At 74.2% G+C, this 15392-nt stretch carries 16 protein-coding genes and 5 tRNA genes; 9 read left to right on the top strand and 12 right to left on the bottom strand.

Going from position 1 to position 15392, the window contains the following annotated elements; genetic code table 11:
• The first annotated feature begins 201 nt into the window (after positions 1-201).
• Together EFE23_RS24660 and EFE23_RS24655 are read left to right on the top strand one after the other, a co-directional pair.
• Positions 202-1590: a ferric reductase-like transmembrane domain-containing protein gene (locus EFE23_RS24660; RefSeq protein WP_148058519.1), complete on the top strand. Its 1389-nt coding sequence runs from the start codon at positions 202-204 to the stop codon at positions 1588-1590.
• Positions 1587-3047, top strand: coding sequence for an NADH-quinone oxidoreductase subunit NuoF family protein (locus EFE23_RS24655; protein WP_233601132.1), 1461 nt, complete (start codon positions 1587-1589; stop codon positions 3045-3047). The genes EFE23_RS24660 and EFE23_RS24655 overlap by 4 nt, the downstream gene beginning before the upstream one ends.
• A gap of 95 nt (positions 3048-3142) precedes the next feature.
• Here the strand turns inward: EFE23_RS24655 and EFE23_RS24650 are convergent.
• A tRNA-Val gene (locus EFE23_RS24650) sits at positions 3143-3217 on the bottom strand.
• Between the two features lie 14 nt (positions 3218-3231).
• A tRNA-Gly gene (locus EFE23_RS24645) sits at positions 3232-3304 on the bottom strand.
• A gap of 172 nt (positions 3305-3476) precedes the next feature.
• On the opposite strand from EFE23_RS24645, the gene EFE23_RS24640 reads away from it, so the two are divergent.
• Positions 3477-3716, top strand: coding sequence for a DUF6458 family protein (locus EFE23_RS24640; RefSeq protein WP_123243297.1), 240 nt, complete (start codon positions 3477-3479; stop codon positions 3714-3716).
• Positions 3717-3764: 48 nt separating this feature from the next.
• Here the strand turns inward: EFE23_RS24640 and EFE23_RS24635 are convergent.
• The 3 genes from EFE23_RS24635 to EFE23_RS24625 form a co-directional block, all read right to left on the bottom strand.
• Positions 3765-3839 (bottom strand) — tRNA-Val (locus tag EFE23_RS24635).
• Positions 3840-3852: 13 nt separating this feature from the next.
• Positions 3853-3923: transfer RNA gene (locus EFE23_RS24630), tRNA-Cys, on the bottom strand.
• 34 nt (positions 3924-3957) lie between these two features.
• Positions 3958-4030: transfer RNA gene (locus EFE23_RS24625), tRNA-Gly, on the bottom strand.
• Between the two features lie 242 nt (positions 4031-4272).
• Between EFE23_RS24625 and EFE23_RS24620 the strand changes: the two genes are divergently transcribed.
• Positions 4273-4875: a TetR/AcrR family transcriptional regulator gene (locus EFE23_RS24620; RefSeq protein ID WP_123243296.1), complete on the top strand. Its 603-nt coding sequence runs from the start codon at positions 4273-4275 to the stop codon at positions 4873-4875.
• On the opposite strand, the gene EFE23_RS24615 is transcribed toward EFE23_RS24620, so the two are convergent.
• Both EFE23_RS24615 and EFE23_RS24610 read right to left on the bottom strand, forming a co-directional pair.
• Positions 4796-6022: an alkane 1-monooxygenase gene (locus tag EFE23_RS24615; RefSeq protein WP_123243295.1), complete on the bottom strand. Its 1227-nt coding sequence runs from the start codon at positions 6020-6022 to the stop codon at positions 4796-4798. The two genes, EFE23_RS24620 and EFE23_RS24615, sit on opposite strands and share 80 nt — an antisense overlap.
• A gap of 86 nt (positions 6023-6108) precedes the next feature.
• Positions 6109-6891, bottom strand: coding sequence for a hypothetical protein (locus tag EFE23_RS24610; RefSeq protein WP_123243302.1), 783 nt, complete (start codon positions 6889-6891; stop codon positions 6109-6111).
• Positions 6892-7089: 198 nt separating this feature from the next.
• Here EFE23_RS24610 and EFE23_RS24605 point away from each other — a divergent pair, with 198 nt between their 5' ends.
• The gene (locus EFE23_RS24605; RefSeq protein WP_123243294.1) at positions 7090-7758 is read left to right on the top strand and encodes a class I SAM-dependent methyltransferase; all 669 of its coding nucleotides are present in this window, start codon (positions 7090-7092) and stop codon (positions 7756-7758) included.
• A gap of 9 nt (positions 7759-7767) precedes the next feature.
• Positions 7768-8931, top strand: a complete 1164-nt coding sequence (locus EFE23_RS24600) for a cytochrome P450 (RefSeq protein ID WP_123243293.1) — start codon at positions 7768-7770, stop codon at positions 8929-8931.
• A 164-nt stretch (positions 8932-9095) separates the two neighbouring features.
• Here the strand turns inward: EFE23_RS24600 and EFE23_RS24595 are convergent, their stop codons facing one another.
• The 3 genes from EFE23_RS24595 to EFE23_RS24585 are packed head-to-tail and all read right to left on the bottom strand — an operon-like array spanning position 9096 to position 11341.
• Complete coding sequence (locus EFE23_RS24595; RefSeq protein ID WP_158675916.1) at positions 9096-9419, bottom strand: ATP-binding protein; 324 nt, start codon at positions 9417-9419, stop codon at positions 9096-9098.
• A 60-nt stretch (positions 9420-9479) separates the two neighbouring features.
• Entirely contained in the window at positions 9480-10208 is a 729-nt protein-coding gene (gene bioD, locus EFE23_RS24590; protein WP_123243291.1) for a dethiobiotin synthase, read from the bottom strand.
• Complete coding sequence (locus tag EFE23_RS24585; RefSeq protein WP_123243301.1) at positions 10205-11341, bottom strand: 8-amino-7-oxononanoate synthase; 1137 nt, start codon at positions 11339-11341, stop codon at positions 10205-10207. The genes bioD and EFE23_RS24585 overlap by 4 nt, the downstream gene beginning before the upstream one ends.
• 180 nt (positions 11342-11521) lie before the next feature.
• Between EFE23_RS24585 and bioB the strand changes: the two genes are divergently transcribed.
• From bioB to EFE23_RS24570, 3 genes are read left to right on the top strand one after another with little or no spacing between them, the layout of a single operon-like run.
• Entirely contained in the window at positions 11522-12517 is a 996-nt protein-coding gene (gene bioB / locus EFE23_RS24580) for a biotin synthase BioB (protein ID WP_123243290.1), read from the top strand.
• 7 nt (positions 12518-12524) lie between these two features.
• On the top strand, positions 12525-12752 hold the full coding sequence (gene bsaP / locus EFE23_RS24575) for a biotin synthase auxiliary protein BsaP (protein ID WP_123243300.1): 228 nt from the start codon (positions 12525-12527) through the stop codon (positions 12750-12752).
• Positions 12752-13258, top strand: coding sequence for a GNAT family N-acetyltransferase (locus EFE23_RS24570; RefSeq protein ID WP_373684039.1), 507 nt, complete (start codon positions 12752-12754; stop codon positions 13256-13258). The genes bsaP and EFE23_RS24570 overlap by 1 nt, the downstream gene beginning before the upstream one ends.
• 21 nt (positions 13259-13279) lie before the next feature.
• Here EFE23_RS24570 and EFE23_RS24565 read toward each other — a convergent pair whose 3' ends face one another.
• Entirely contained in the window at positions 13280-13810 is a 531-nt protein-coding gene (locus EFE23_RS24565) for a DUF488 domain-containing protein (protein WP_123243288.1), read from the bottom strand.
• 143 nt (positions 13811-13953) lie between these two features.
• Positions 13954-15392, bottom strand: a 1439-nt coding sequence (locus EFE23_RS24560; RefSeq protein WP_199737216.1) for a non-reducing end alpha-L-arabinofuranosidase family hydrolase, incomplete at its 5' end; no start/stop codon positions are given.

Here is a 15392-nt window from a genome sequence, read left to right as displayed (position 1 = left end):
ACTGACACCTGAACTAACGCCGCTGGCCGGCACCCCGACAACACGGGGTGCCGGCCAGCGGCGTATCCAGCGAACCTTAAATCCTCATGAAGGCCTTTGCCCTCAAGGGATCCACCTTGGTATGAACCCTCCGGCATCCCGCCCGGCCCGATGGGTCGGGCGCGCTGACCGCTCAGCGCGCCACGAAGGTCCGGAGGTGACATGGACAGCGCCAGGGCGGGCCGATCATCCCTGCGTAGCGCAGGTCTCGCCAGCCGGCCCGCACCTCGCGGCGGCCTGCGGCCGGTCGCCGTCGGCGCGGCCGTGGTCGTGGTGGTCGCGGCGAGCTTCACCCCGCCGGGTCGGGCCGCCATCGCGGGGTCCTTCGCGTTCCTGGAGTTCTTCACCGGAGTGTTCAGTCTGGTCGGTCTGTCGATCACGGTGATGATCGGCCTCGCGGCGACCGACCGGCTGCTCCTGCTGATCCGCCACCGGATCCTGCTGCAACTCGTGCACCGCGCCACCGCGGCGACCGCCATGGTCTGCCTGGCGATCCACGTGACGACCAAGCTGGTGGAGGGCCACGCCCACCTGTGGGATCCGGCGATCCCCTTCCTCGCCAGCCACCGCCCCGTTCAGGTCGGTCTCGGCACGCTGGCCGGCTACCTCATGATCGTGGCCACCTGGACCGGTGTCACCCGCGCCTCGTACGCCCACAGCCAGCAGCCGGGCCGCTGGCGGGTCCTGCACGCCAGCGCGTACGCGGCCTGGCTGCTCGCCCTGATCCACGGGCTCGGGGCCGGCCGGTCCGCCAAGAGCTGGGTGCTGGTCAGCTACGCCATCTGCGTGGCGCTCGTCGCCCTGGCGCTGCTGGTGCGCTTCTTCGTGGCCCTGAGCCGCCGCGCCCACCTGGCCAAGGCGCAGACCATCCGGCGCCTGCGCCCGGTGGGGCAGCCAGCAGCGGCCGACGCGACACCGCTCGCCACGAGCGTCCTCCTCCCCAGCCTCGGCCGGACCGAGTGGGCCGACGTCGAGCCGAGCGGATCGATCCGACCCGCCGAGCCGGCCGTGCCCGCTGAGCCGGCCGCGCGTACCGAACCGGCCGCGCGTACCGAACCGAAGCGGGCTCGGTCCGCATCGCCGGCGGGGCGCGCGGAACCGCCATCGCCGACCGGGCTTGGGGAACCGCCATCGCCGACCCGGGTCAGCCGCGCCAGCGGCTACCGGCCCTACCAACCGCTGCGGGAGGACGGGCCGGTCTCGCCGCCCCACCCCGCCTTGGCCGGCCGGCACGGCACGGAGCCGGCCCGCACGGAGTCACCGGCACGCAACGCGCCACCGGCGCGCCGGGAGCCACCGGCACGACCCGAGCCAATGGCACGCCCCGAGCCGCCGGCACGCAATGCGCCAGCGGCACGCCGCGAGCCACCGGCACGACCCGAACCACCCGCACGCCCCGAGCCGCCGGCACGCAAAGCGCCGGCACGACCCGAGCCGCCGGAACAGCGGGTACCGGGCGCATCCGCTGCCGCGGCCCGCGGCCTCGACGAGACCGCCGAGATCACCGATGAGGAGTTCTGGGCGTACATCCGCAACGAGGTCGGCCGGTGAGAGTTGCCGTCGTCGGGTGCCTCGGTCCGCCCCGCCTGACCGCCGGCCTCGACCGCGCCGAACGCCTGGACCTGCGGATGCACCTGGCCGTGCACGGGGAACTCCGCCCGCTCGATCTGATCACCGCCCTCGACCTCGCCGAACTGATCAACCTGCGGGGCCGCGGCGGGGCCGGCTTCCCGTTCGCCCGCAAACTGGACGCGGTGGCCCGGTCGGCGCAGCGGCGGGAGCTGCCGGTCACCGTGGTCGTGAACGGCACGGAGGGCGAACCCGCCAGTTGGAAGGACAAGGTGCTGCTCACCCGCGCGCCGCACCTGGTGCTGGACGGGGCGGCCCTGGCGGCGCACGCGCTCGACGCCGAGAGCATCGTGATCGGGGTGGCCGACGACGGGGTCGCCACCGGCTCCGTGCTCGCGGCCGTCGCCGAGCGCCGGATGCCGGCGCCGACCCGGTTGGTGACCATGCCGCACCGGTTCATCTCGGGTGAGAGCGGAGCACTGATCCGGGGCATCAACGGGGACGTGCCGATCCCGCCGGGCCGGAAGGGCCGGGCGAGCGATGCCGGGGTGGGCGGCCGCCCCACGCTGCTCTCCAACGCCGAGACGTACGCGCAGCTGGCGGTCGCCGCCCGGCTCGGGCCGTACGCCTTCGGCGAGGTCGGCACCGCCGACGAGCCCGGCACCGTGCTGCTCACCGTGGGCGGGTCCGCCCGCCGGCCGGCCGTGCTGGAGGTGCCGGCGGGCGTACCCCTGCGGGACGTGCTCGACGGCTGCGCCGCGCCGGTCGGGCCCGGCGTGCTGCTCGGCGGCTTCCACGGCACCTGGATCGGCCCGGCGGCGGCCGCGGACGCGGTGGTCTCCCGGGCCGGCCTGGCCGCGGTCGGCGGCACCCTCGGCGCCGGCATCGTCCTTCCCCTCGGCGACGGGACCTGCCCGCTCGGCGAAGCGCGCCGGGTGCTCCGCTATCTCGCCGGCCAGTCGGCCGGGCAGTGCGGCCCCTGCCAGTTGGGCCTGCCCGACCTGGCCCGGGCGATCAGCACGATCATCGACGGCAGCGGCGGCGCCGCGGCCCTGGACCAGGTCCGCGGCGCCGCCGGCGGGGTACGCGGCCGGGGCGCGTGCAGCCACCCGGACGGCACCGCCCGGTTCGCCCTTTCCGCGATCGACACGTTCACCGCGGACATCGCGGCGCACCTGGCCCGGGGCGGCTGCGGCGACCCGGTACGCGGCGTCCTGCCGTTGCCCGAGGGTGAGGACTCGACGGGTGGCCGGCTCGTGGTGGACTGGTCCCGGTGCGACGGGCACGGGCTCTGCGCCCAGCTCGCCCCGGAGTTGATCACGTTGGACGCGAACGGCTTCCCCGCCATGTCCGACGCGCCGGTGCCGCCCTGGCTGGCCGCCGGGGCCCGGAAGGCGATCGCGATGTGCCCGGCACTGGCCCTGCGCCAGGACTCCTGAGCACCGACGGGGGCCGGACGGCCGCCGGGCCGGGCATCCCCGCGCCGACCGTGGGCGTAAACGAAACGGCCCAGCTCATCGAGCTGGGCCGATCATGGTGGGCGATACTGGGTTTGAACCAGTGACCTCTTCCGTGTCAAGGAAGCGCGCTCCCACTGCGCCAATCGCCCGAGAGCGGATTGCGAGCGGACGACGGGATTCGAACCCGCGACCCTCACCTTGGCAAGGTGATGCGCTACCAGCTGCGCTACGTCCGCGTGTCACCGCTTTGCGGCGGCGACGGGAGAACTGTACCCGATGGCAAGATCGCCGGTCGAGCCGACCCGCCGACCCCTCGACCGTCGCGGCCCCGACCTGCGATTGGGCCGGTGACCGGCTGGGTACTGACTTCCATCGACAGCACACCACCATCCCCTGAAGGAGGCTGTCGTGGGAATCGGTACCAGCATCTTCCTGATCGCGGTCGGCGCGATCCTCACGTTCGCGCTCGACGCCAGCATCGGCGGCGTCAACCTCGACGTCATCGGCTGGATCCTGATGGCCGCCGGCGTGCTCGGCCTGATCATGACCACGCTGGTCTGGGGCCGCCGCCGCGAGGTGGTCACCACCTCCGAGCCGGTCGAGTACCGGCGGGTCGAGGAGCGGCGGGACGTCGCCCCGCCGCTATGACGCGTACGTGCGAAGAGGCCGTGTCGATGATCGACACGGCCTCTGTGCTGGTGGGCGATACTGGGTTTGAACCAGTGACCTCTTCCGTGTCAAGGAAGCGCGCTCCCACTGCGCCAATCGCCCTCGTCTACTGCCGAGGTGGAGACGGGATTTGAACCCGTGTACACGGCTTTGCAGGCCGTTGCCTCGCCTCTCGGCCACTCCACCGAGGTTGCCCCCGACATGCGTGGCGGCATCTCCGAGCGGACGACGGGATTCGAACCCGCGACCCTCACCTTGGCAAGGTGATGCGCTACCAGCTGCGCTACGTCCGCGTGCCCCCGGTGTTTTCCGGTGACGGATGAGAACTTTAGCCGAGCCCGGGAACGGTTGCCAAATCGGGGGTCCCTCCCGGGCCCGTCCGGGTGACGCCGGCGCCCCTCCCGGGCTTCCTAGGAGCCTGGGTGGGTGCCGTCGCGCGTCCGGACGGGAAACTGTCCGGGATCCGACTCGCGCCCGGCCGACCGGCCGCATCGGTGACTCCTCGTGGTCAATGGGATGGGCTACGGTAACGGGCGTGACGAGACGCGCCGCCGAGATCCGCCTGGACGCCCTGCTTCGCACGGCATGTGACGTGATCGCGGAGCGGGGGCTCGCCAACACCCGGACGGCCGACGTGGCCGAGGCCGCCGGGGTCAGCCAGGCCCTGGTGTTCTACCACTTCGCCACCAAGGACCGGATGCTCGCGCAGGCCTTCGCGTACGCCGTCGAACAGGACCTGGCCAAGCTCGACGCGGTGGTGCACTCCTCCGCCCCGCCGCTGACCAAGCTGCGCCGGATGCTCCGGCTGTACGCCCCGACCGGCCGCTCCACCTCCTGGTCCATGTGGATCGACGGCTGGGCCGAGTCGCTGCGCACCCCGGAGCTGGAGAAGGTCTCCCGCCGGCTCGACCTGCGCTGGCGGCAGGACCTGGCCGCGGTGATCAGCGCCGGGGTGGCGGACGGCACCTTCGACTGCCCCGACCCGGCCGGTGCGGCGTGGCGGATCAGCGCGGTGATGGACGGTCTCGCGGTGCAGCTCTCGGTGCACGAGCGGGTGATCACCCGGCGGCAGATCGCCGAGTGGATCCGCCTGGTGGCGGCCCGGGAGCTGGGTCTGGAGCCGGCCGCGCTGGACTGACCACCGGGCGGCGGGCCGCCCGCAGCCGGTCCCGGGCCGGCGGGTGGACGTTGGCCAGGTCGAGCTCGCCGCCGTAGTGGGCGAGCACCCGATGGTCCATCACCCGCCGCCAGAGCGGCGGCACCAGCGCGGTGACCACCATGGTGGCGTAGCCGGCGGGCAGCTGCGGCGAGGCGTCGAAGCTGCGCAGCGTCTGGTAGCGGCGCAGCGGGTTGGCGTGGTGGTCGCTGTGCCGTTGGAGCTGGAAGAGGAAGACGTTGGTGACGATCCGGTCGCTGTTCCAGCTGTGCCGGGGATCGACCTTCTCGTAGCGGCCGGCTGCGGTGCGCTGCCGGGCCAGGCCGTAGTGCTCCAGATAGTTGACCACCTCGAGCAGCGAGAAGCCGACCACCGCCTGCAGGGCGAGGAACACCAGCACGCCGGGCCCGAAGGCGACCGCGAGGAGCGCGTAGAGCAGCGCGGTCATCGCCCAGGCGTTGAGCACGTCGTTGCGCCAGGTCCAGGGGGTACGGCCGCGCAGCCGGAACCGGCTCGTCTCCAGCCGCCACGCCGAGCGCAGGCTGCCGAGGACGGTACGCGGCCAGAACGCCCAGAAGCTCTCCCCCAGTCGCGAGCTGGCCGGGTCCTCCGGGGTGGCGACGCGGGTGTGGTGGCCCCGGTTGTGCTCGACGTAGAAGTGCCCGTACGCGGTCGGCGCGAGGGCGATCTTGGAGAGCCAGCGCTCCGCCGTCTCGCGTTTGTGCCCCAGCTCGTGGGCGGTGTTGATGGCGATGCCGTCGACCACCCCGGCGGTGGCGACCAGCCCGGCGGCGGCCACCCAGGACAGCTCGTGCCGGGCCCAGACCGCGCAGCAGAGCACCAGGGCCGCGTACTGGGCGGGCAGCCACAGGTAGGTGAGCCAGCGGTAGTAGCCGTCCGCCTGCAGCGCCGGCACCGCCTCCTCCGGCGGGTTCTCCCGGTCGTCCCCGATGAGCAGGTCCACCGCCGGGATCAGTCCGAAGACCACCACCGGGGTGAGCCACCACGCCCAGGGGGCACCGGTGCCGTGCCAGACCGCCCAACCGACGGCGGGCAGCACGGGGACGAGCAGGGCGAGCGGCCAGAGCGGTTTGCGGGTGTCGCGCCAGGACGTCGGGGCGGCGGCCATCGTCAACCTCCGATCGGTGGACTCGTGCCCCGACTGTGGCAGCCGTCACGCCGTTTTACAAGAGGCGACTTTTTGTAAAGCGGGACTCAATCGCCGCGCAGCAGGCGCCGCATCCGCAGCAGCAGCCCCGCGCCGAGGAAGAGCAGCAGGCCACCGAGGAGGAAGGCGGCCTGGACCACGCCGAACCCGCCCGAGGTGGAGACCGGCCGGCCCGCGGCGGCGGCCGGCGGCTCGACGACCGCATCGTCCTCCGGCGTGGCCTCCGCGGGTTCCTCGGTCACCGGCTCGGCCGTCGCCGGGTCGGTCGGCTCGGCGGTGGCCGCCGTCGGCTCCGGCGCCGCCCGGGTCGGCTCGGCCGCGGCGTCCTCCCCCACCACCTGACGGGTGGCGGTCTGCCGGGCCAGCAGGCGCAGGCTCTGGTCGTACGCCTCGGCGGCGAAGCTCACCCGTCCCCGACTGACGTCCTCGGCGAAGGCCACCCGGTAGCGGGCGGTGACGGTACGGCCCGGGCAGAGCAGGCCCGGGTCCAGTTCCCGGTCGGTCAGCCGGGCCACGTCCCCCTCGGTCCGGATCTCCAGCGGGAAGGAGCCGTTCTCCTCCACCCGGTCCACCTTGACCTGATCCAGCCGCAGCCCGCGCACCTCCAGCAGCATCGACCAGCGCACCTTGACGCAGCCGCCGCCGTCGGACCGGGACACCACCGCGGACAGGGTCTCCACCCGGTCGCCGGCGGTGAACTCGTCCGGCAGGCCGGTCAGCTCGGTGGCGAACGCGGCCGCCGCCCGGGCCGGCACGGCCGCGCCGAGACCCGCCCCGGACAGGCAGGTCAGCACCACCCCGACCCGCAGCACGTTGCGCCACACGCTCACCACCGCCTCGCCCTCCCGTCGGTCGCGTCCACCCCGAACGCTAGGAGCGCCACCGGCGGGCCGGTAGAGGGGCGTGTTCGCACGGATCGCCAAGCGTGGGGGCCGTTATCACGCTCGGTGGTGAACCGGTCACACCCACCCCGCGACACGCCCGGGATCGGCGGCGGCGCGGGTTCCGGCGTACGACAGAATCACCGGATGTCCGACCTGTCTGCGGCCTTCGTCCGGCTGCACGCCCGGCTCGCCCCGGTCGCCTTCGTCCCCGAGGTGCGACTGCACCAGGCCGACGAGCCGATCGGCCTGTGGGAGCTGACCGAGGGCGAGTTCCGCAGCGCCCAGCCGCCACCGTTCTGGGCCTTCGCCTGGGCCGGCGGGCAGGCGCTCGCCCGCTACGTCACCGACCACCCCGGGCTGGTCGCCGGCCGCCGGGTGCTCGACCTCGCCTCCGGCTCCGGCCTGGTCGCCATCGCGGCCGCCCGGGCCGGCGCGGCCGCCGTCCGGGCCGTCGAGGTGGACGAGCGGGCCGTCGCGGCCGTCGCGCTCAACGCCGAGGCCAACGGGGTACGCGTCGATGCCGAACTCGGCGACGTCCTGGACGGCGACGCCGGGGACGCCGAGGTGGTGCTCGCCGGCGACGTCTTCTACAGCGAGGCGATGGCGAAGCGGATGCTGCGCTTCCTGCTCCGGGCCGCCCGGTCCGGGTCCCGGGTGCTGGTCGGCGACCCCGGCCGGGCGTTCCTGCCCCGCGAGCGCTTCCACGAGCTGGCCGGGTACGACGTGCCGGTGACCGAGGCGCTGGAGAGCGTACGGGTGAAGCACACCACCGTGTGGGAACTGGACCCGTCCCCGCCGGGAGCCGCCCGTTAGCGTGTCGCCGTGCTGTTCCGGGGCTGGGGCGAGTCCGTCGACGGGTCGTGGCCGGACGTGGCCACGGTGGTCGACCACGTCGGCGTACCCCATCTGGTGGTGACCCGGCACGCGCTGGTCCGGCGGCTGCTCACCGACCCGGCGACGTTCCGCCCGGACAACGCCCTCGACGCGGTGACCCCGATCCCGGTGGCCGCCCTGCGGGTCCTGGCCGGGCACCGCTTCCGGCTGCCGCCGACGCTGGCCAACAACTCGTCGGCCAGCCACCCGGAGATCCGGGGCATCGTCGCCGACGCCCTGCACCCGGACCGGGTGGCCGCGCAGCAACCCTGGCTGACCGCCCTGGTCCGGCGGCGGGTGGCCGGACTCGCCGCCGCCCTCGACGCCGGCCGGCCGGTCGACCTGTACGCCGAGCTCGCCGCCGACCTGCCGCTGCTGGTGCTGGCCCGGCTGGTCGAGCTGCCGGACGCGCCGGTCGGCGCGGTCAAGGACTTCGCCCGGGCCGCGCTGGAACTCTTCTGGGCGCCGCTGGACGAGGCGCGGCAGCTCGCCCTCGCCGCCGAGGTCGGCAGGTTCCACACCGTGCTGCGCGCCTTCGCCACCACCGGCGGCGGGCTCGCCGCCCGGCTGCGCGCCGCCGGCCACTCCCCCGACGTGGTCGTCGGCGCGCTCTTCTTCCTGCTGGTCGCCGGCCAGGAGACCACCTCCCAGTTCCTCACCCTGCTGCTGCACCGGCTGGTCGGCGAGCCGGAGGTCCGCGCCGGCCTGCGGCGGGGCGAGATCGCCGTCGCCGACGTCGTCGAGGAGGGGCTGCGGCTGGAACCACCGATCGTCACCTGGCGGCGGGTAGCCGCCGTCGACACCACCCTCGGCGACGCCGCCGTACCGGCCGGCACCAGCATCGTGGCGTGGCTGGCCCGGGCCGGCCGGGACGCGGCGGTGGTGGCCGCGCCGGACGAGTTCCGGCCCGGACAGCGCGGCTCCCGCCGACATCTGGCGTTCGGCGCCGGCGCGCACCGGTGCGTGGGCGCGCAACTGGCCCGGATGGAGGCGGCGGTGGTGGTCGCCGAGGCGGCCGCGCTGCTCGACGGCGTGACAGTGGTCCGCGCGCCGTGGTGCCCGGACAACCTCACCTTCCGGATGCCGGACGCGTTCGTGATCGGGCGGGACTGACCGGCGCGGCGTTCCCGCCGCGACCGACCCGACAGTCCCCTCCGTCGCGCCTTTCGAGCTGATGTCGCAAACGACTCACCGGGAGGGGACGCCCGTCGGGACGGCCGACCTTTCGGCCAAAGCGGGGGCCGCTGTCGACGCGGCCCGCTGATGTCGTATCCGACTCAACTCGACAGCCGGGCACGGTGACTCACCCTGACCGTGCTGCTCGCCGGCTGGGCTGCCGCCGCGCCTCGGCCGGTGGGTTCGAGCGAGATCGCCGAGCCTGGCCGGGCGAGCGAAGCAGCGTCCGGCCCGGGTCGACCGGTTGGAAGGACGGCCGGGTCGGTGGCCAGCGGCAGTCGTGCGGACACGGCGAAGCCGCCGGACCGAGGGCCCGCGCCGAGCACGCCCCCGGCGAGCCTGACCCGCTCGCGCAGGGCCCGCTGCCGCCAGCGGAGCCGGCCGAGCAGCCACGGGAACACCCCCGCGAAGAGCAAGCCGAGCACCACCGCCGCCAAACGGCAGCCGGCGGCCGACGGCCACCGCGGCACCGACGAAAGTCAGGGTCAGCCGGCGTCCTCGGCCCAGGCGCGCCAGTCGTCCAGCACGCCGTACAGGGCCGGGGTGAGCCAGCCCGGCGCGGAGCGGCGGAAGACCCCCGGGTCCATCGCGCCGGCGCCCGTCGGCACCGCGCCGAGGAGGTTCGGCACCAGGTCGGACAAGTTGAGCCAGTGCACCAGCTCCGGCTCCGCCGGCCAGGCGCCGATGACCACGCCCGCCGGGATCGCCCGCCGTTCCAGGGCCTCCAGGGTGAGCGCGGTGTGGTTGAGCGTGCCGAGGCCGGCGCGAGCCACCACCACCGCCGGCGCGCCCAGCGACACCGCCAGGTCGGCCACCGTCCAGGGCTCGCCCGACGGCCGCAGCCCCATCGGCACGAGCAGCCCGCCGGCCCCCTCGACGAGCACCAGGTCGTGCTTGTCGGCCTCCTCGCGGATCGCGTCGACGGCGGCGTAGAGCTCCAGCGGCTCCAGCTCGGCCACCCGGGCCGCGGCGAGCGGGGCGAGCGGGTCCGGGTAGCTGGCCAGGGTCCGGCCGGTGGGCGGGGCGGCCAGCCGGGTGATCGAGTCGACGTCACCGGGCTCACCGGTGGCCGTACCGGTCTGACCGGGCTTGACCACCGCGACCCGCAGCCCGGCGGCCTGCGCCGCCGCGGCGATCGCCGCGGTCACCACGGTCTTGCCCACCTCGGTGTCCGTGCCGGTGACCAGCACCGGACCGGTCCAGCCACCCGTCATGGCGCACACTCCACGATCACGTCGAGGGCCCGTTCGAAATCCTGCCGGGCCACGCCGGCGCTGATGGTCAGCCGGAGCCGGGACCGGCTGTCCGGGGTGGACGGCGGCCGGAAGCAGCCCACCGCGACACCCCGGTCCCGGCAGTCGGCCGCCCAGGCGGTCGCCGCCTCCGGGCCGGGCGCGGTGACGGAGACCACCGCCGCGTCCGGCGCGGAGACCGCCAGCCCGGCCGCGCCGAGCCGGCGGACCGCGAGGGCGGCCCGGTCGGCCAGCTCGGCGCGGAGCGCGTCGCCGGCCCGGGCCAGCCGCACCGCCGCCAGCACACCGGCCGCCACCGCCGGCGGCGGGGCGGTGTCGAAGATGAACGTCCGCCCGGTCTCCACCAGGTGCCGGACGAACTCGGCGGGGCCGGCCACCACGCCGCCGGCCCCGCCGAGCGCCTTGGAGAGGGTGGCGGTGATCACGACGTCCGGCTCGCCGGCGAGCCCGGCGGCGGCCACCCCGCCGGCGCCGGCCGGCCCGGTGACGCCGAGCGCGTGGGCGTCGTCGACCAGCAGCAACGCGCCGTGCCGGCGGGCCACCGCGTGCAGCTCCGCGAGCGGGGCGAGGTCGCCGTCGACCGAGAAGACCGACTCGGTGACCACCACCGCGGGCCGGCCGGGCGCGGCGGCGAGCGCCGCGGCGACCGCGGCGACGTCGGCGTGCGGGGTCACCACGGTCTCGGCGCCGGAGATCCGGCAGCCGTCGATCAGCGAGGCGTGGTTGTGCGCGTCGGAGACGAGCAGCGTACGCGGGCGCACCAGCCCTCGGACGGCGGCGAGGTTGGCCAGGTAGCCGGAGGAGAAGACCAGCGCCCGGTCGGCGCCGAGCCAGTCGGCGAGGGCGTCCTCCAGCGCGTGGTGCACGTCGGTGGAGCCGCGCACCAGCCGCGACCCGGTCGCGCCCAGCCCGTACGCGGACAGCGCCCGCGCGGCGGCGGCGGTGACCTCCGGGTGGGTGGCCAGGCCGAGGTAGTCGTTGCCGGCCAGGTCGACCACGGCGTCGCCGGCGACCCGCGGGCGCAGCGTGCGGGTGAGCCCCGCCTTGGCCCGCAGCTCGGCGCGGCGGTCCAGGGCCGCCAGCCAGTCCGCCACCGTCACATCCCTCTCCGCCGATCGTCGCCCCGGAGGGGCACTGCCGCGGGGCGAAGTTACCACCCGACGAGGCGGCCCCGGCGTGGCGCGTACCGGCTCGCCGGAGACACCGACGGGGCCGTTCCGGGGGCCGCACGCGGCCGTTTCCCGGCCCCTGGGCGGCCTTGTAGGGTACGAGCCATGCCAGAGATCCTCGACCAGGCCCGGACCCAGGTGCTGGAGAACGGCGTCGGCCTCGACGAGGCCGGTGTCCTCGCCGTGCTGAACCTGCCCGACGAAGACGTGCCCGCCGCGCTGCAGCTCGCCCACGAGGTGCGGATGCGCTGGTGCGGCCCCGAGGTCGAGGTCGAGGGCATCGTCTCGCTGAAGACCGGCGGCTGCCCGGAGGACTGCCACTTCTGCTCGCAGTCCGGCCTGTTCACCTCGCCGGTCCGCTCGGTCTGGCTGGACATCCCGGCGCTGGTCGAGGCGGCCAAGCAGACCGCGGCGACCGGGGCGACCGAGTTCTGCATCGTGGCCGCCGTGCGCGGCCCGGACGCCCGGCTGATGAAGCAGATGCGCGAGGGCGTGGCCGCCATCCGGGCGGAGGTCGACATCCAGGTCGCGGCGTCGCTGGGCATGCTCTCCCAGGAGCAGGTCGACGAGCTGGTCGAGATGGGCGTGCACCGCTACAACCACAACCTGGAGACCTGCCGCTCCTACTTCCCGAACGTGGTCACCACGCACTCCTGGGAGGAGCGCTGGGAGACGCTGAGGATGGTCCGCGAGTCGGGCATGGAGGTCTGCTGCGGCGGCATCCTCGGCCTGGGCGAGACGGTGGAGCAGCGCGCCGAGTTCGCCGCGCAGCTCGCCGACCTGGACCCGCACGAGGTCCCGCTGAACTTCCTCAACCCGCGGCCGGGCACCCCGCTCGCCGACCGGCCCGTGGTCGAGGGCAAGGACGCGCTGCGGGCCATCGCCGCGTTCCGGCTGGCCATGCCGCGCACCATCCTCCGGTACGCGGGCGGCCGCGAGCTCACCCTCGGCGACCTGGGCACCCGGGACGGCCTGCTCGGTGGCATCAACGCGGTCATCGTCGGCAACTACCTGACCACGCTGGGCCGGCCGGCGACCGCCGACCTGGCGCTGCTCGAAGACCTGAAGATGCCGGTGAAGGCGCTGTCGGCGACCCTGTGAGGTGACCGTGACCGAGCTTGTCGAGCCCGTGGCGCCGGCCGAGCCCGCCGGCGCGGGACGCTGGTGCGATCGGTGCGGCGAGCCGTCGGCCGCCGGCGGGCACGACGCCTGCGCGGCCGCGCGGGCGCTGGAGCCGCCGCGCTACTGCGTCCACTGCCGGCGGCGGATGAAGGTGCAGGTGGTGCCGACCGGCTGGTCGGCGGTCTGCGTCGAGCACGGCGAGATCCGGGGCTGATCGTGCTGCGCGGACGGGCGGTGAGGTTGCGGCCGGTGACCGAGGACGACGTGCCGGCCCTCGCGGCGATCCGGGCCACCCCGGAGGTGCGCCGGTGGTGGCGCGGCGGCGACGACCTGGCCGCGGCGGTCCGCGCCGACCTGGCCGACGACGCGCTGACCGTGTACGCGATCGAGCACCAGGGCCGGCTGGTCGGCGCGATCCAGTGGTACGCCGAGACCGACCCCGACTACCGCCACGCCAGCCTGGACGTCTTCCTCGACCCGGCGGTACGCGGCGCCGGCCTCGGCGGGGACGCCATCCGCACCCTGGCCCGCCACCTGATCGACGAGTACGGCCACCACCGGTTCACCATCGACCCGGCGGCGGCGAACACCGCGGCCATCCGGGCGTACGCGAAGGTGGGTTTCCGCCCGGTGGGCATCATGCGCCGTTACGAGCGCGGCGCGGACGGCCGCTGGCACGACGCCCTGCTGATGGACCTGCTCGCCGAGGATCTCCCGTAGCGGCCCGGCACACCGGGTCGGTCAGCCGTCCCAGATGAGGTGGCCGTCGGGGAGGCGGCGGGCGCCCTCGGCCGGCCGGTGCGGGTTGAGCCGGCCGTCCGGCATGAGGTGCGCCACGGCCACCCCGCGACCGAGGACGGCGACGTCGGCGATCAGCCGCCGGTGGCAGCGCCACCACACGCCCTCGCTGCACATCACCGCGGTGGTCCGCCGCGCCGCGTCGGCGAGCACCTCGTCCAGCGCCGCGTCGAACTCCGGCGTGCGGGTGTGGGCCGCGTACGCCCGGAAGGCCGCGACGGTCCACCAGGTGTCCGGTTCCGGCTCGCCGGCGCGGACGTGCCGGCGGCCGCCGAGGCGGGGCTCCCAGCGGTAGCCGATCCCGCGCTCGGGCAGCCAGCGTTCCAGCGCCTCCCGCCGGACGTCCGGGTTGGTCCGGCTGCCCGGGTAGCGCCGCACGTCCACGACGAGGGTGATCCCCGCGTCGGCCAGCAGTTCGCCTAGCTGGTCCCGGTCGGCGGCACCGTGCCCGACGGTCAGCAACTCGCGCTCCACCGGCTCAGCTTGCCCCGGGTGGCCGCCGACCGCCGGTCAGCCGGGGCGCGACCCACCAATGGGCGTGCCCGGCACCGCTGAGTGCCGGACACGCCCGGGTGGTCGGCGAACGGGGTTGGCCTGGGCCAAGCCCGTTCGTTCCGCTAGCGCTGCAGGGTCAGCACACCCGGCCGCCACGGCAGCAGGTTGTAGTCGCCGCCCGCGGTGGGGTTCTTGCCCTGGTACAGGAACTGCAGGTTGCAGGCGTCGATGGTCTTGGTCTGGTCTGGGTTGGTCCGGACCAGGTCACCGTGGCTGATGTCGTTGGTCCACGTCGCGCCGCTGTTGGCCTTGCCGGCGAAGGGGTTGCTCTCGCTGGCAGCCTGCGGGGTCCACGAACCGCTGAGGCTGTTGGAGGTGAAGGAGCGGAAGTAGCGCCCCTGGCTCCCGATCGCCTCGACGATCATCAGGTACTGGTTCTGGCCCTGGACCTTGTAGACCTCGACCGCCTCGAACAGGTTGTTGGTCGAGTCGGTCATGATCGTCGTGTAGTTCGAGCCGAAGCTGCCCGGGAAGTTTCCGATCGGCATGCTCGACCGGTAGATCTTGCCATTGTCCCCGGCGAAGAACAGGTACATGTTCTGGTCGTCGCCGATGAGGGTCTGGTCGATCACGCCGTACGGGGCGTCGGGGAGGCTGGCGGTGGAGAGCGTCTGTGCCGCGGACCAGCCGTTGGGGTTGGTCGGGTCGCTCGACGTCTTGTAGCTGAACGAGGTCGGTCCCCACTGGTACGCCAGCACCCAGATGTTCTTCGGGGCGAAATACAGCAGCGTGGGCGCCACGGTGCCCTGGCTCATTCCGTTCTGGCCGGCCGAGGCCATGTCGGACCAGTTGGTGAACGGGCTGAAGTTCATCGAGCTGTACTGGCCGCTGCTGTTGACGTACGACCCGTAGACCAGGTGCTTGCCGTTGTAGACCACGTTGGTGAAGTCCTTGAGCGAGACCCAGCCGTTCTGCGGGTTCGCCAGCGCGCCGGTCGACGACCACCGGTAGGTCGACGGGAGCGCGCAGCCACCGGGCGGCGGCGAGGACGGCGGCGTGGAGGTCGGCGGCGCCGAGGTGGTACCGCCGCTGAACTCGGTCCGCCACTGCTGGTTGGCCTGCCCGTGGCAGTCGTACAGCTGGATCTGCTGGCCGTTGCCGGTGCCCCAGACGTCCAGGCAGCGGCCGGACTGCACGCCGCTGATGGTGCCGTTGGAGTTGACGTTCCACTGCTGGTTGGACTGGCCGTTGCAGTCCCAGATGATGATCGCGGTGCCGTTCGCGGTGGCCGCGCCGTTCGCGTCGAGGCACTTGCTGCCGTAGACCATCAGCTGCTTGCTGGCGGTGTACGTCCACTGCTGGTTCGTCTGCCCATGGCAGTCGTAGAGCTGCACCCGGGTGCCGTTGGTCTGCGTGGCGTTGGGCACGTCGATGCACCGGCCCGACTGCACGCCGATGATCCGGCCGGTGCCGCTGCCCGGCGTCGAGGTCGGGCCCGAGGTCGGACCCGAGGTCGGGCTGGTGGTCGGGCTGGCCGCGTTGAGGGCGTTGAGCACCGAGC

This window comes from Micromonospora solifontis, assembly GCF_003725545.1.
Taxonomy (GTDB): Bacteria; Actinomycetota; Actinomycetes; order Mycobacteriales; family Micromonosporaceae; genus Micromonospora; species Micromonospora solifontis.
The sequence above is the reverse complement of the archived record's forward strand: the minus strand, read 5'-3'. Positions and strand labels throughout refer to the sequence as shown.

Coding starts and splice junctions, on each gene's coding strand:
- EFE23_RS24660 (WP_148058519.1), top strand. CDS start 202: ATGGACAGCGCCAGGGCGGGCCGATCATCCCTGCGTAGCGCAGGTCTC.
- EFE23_RS24615 (WP_123243295.1), bottom strand. CDS start 6,022: ATGGCCGCCGCCCCGACGTCCTGGCGCGACACCCGCAAACCGCTCTGG.
- EFE23_RS24605 (WP_123243294.1), top strand. CDS start 7,090: ATGTCCGACCTGTCTGCGGCCTTCGTCCGGCTGCACGCCCGGCTCGCC.
- bioD (WP_123243291.1), bottom strand. CDS start 10,208: ATGACGGGTGGCTGGACCGGTCCGGTGCTGGTCACCGGCACGGACACC.
- bioB (WP_123243290.1), top strand. CDS start 11,522: ATGCCAGAGATCCTCGACCAGGCCCGGACCCAGGTGCTGGAGAACGGC.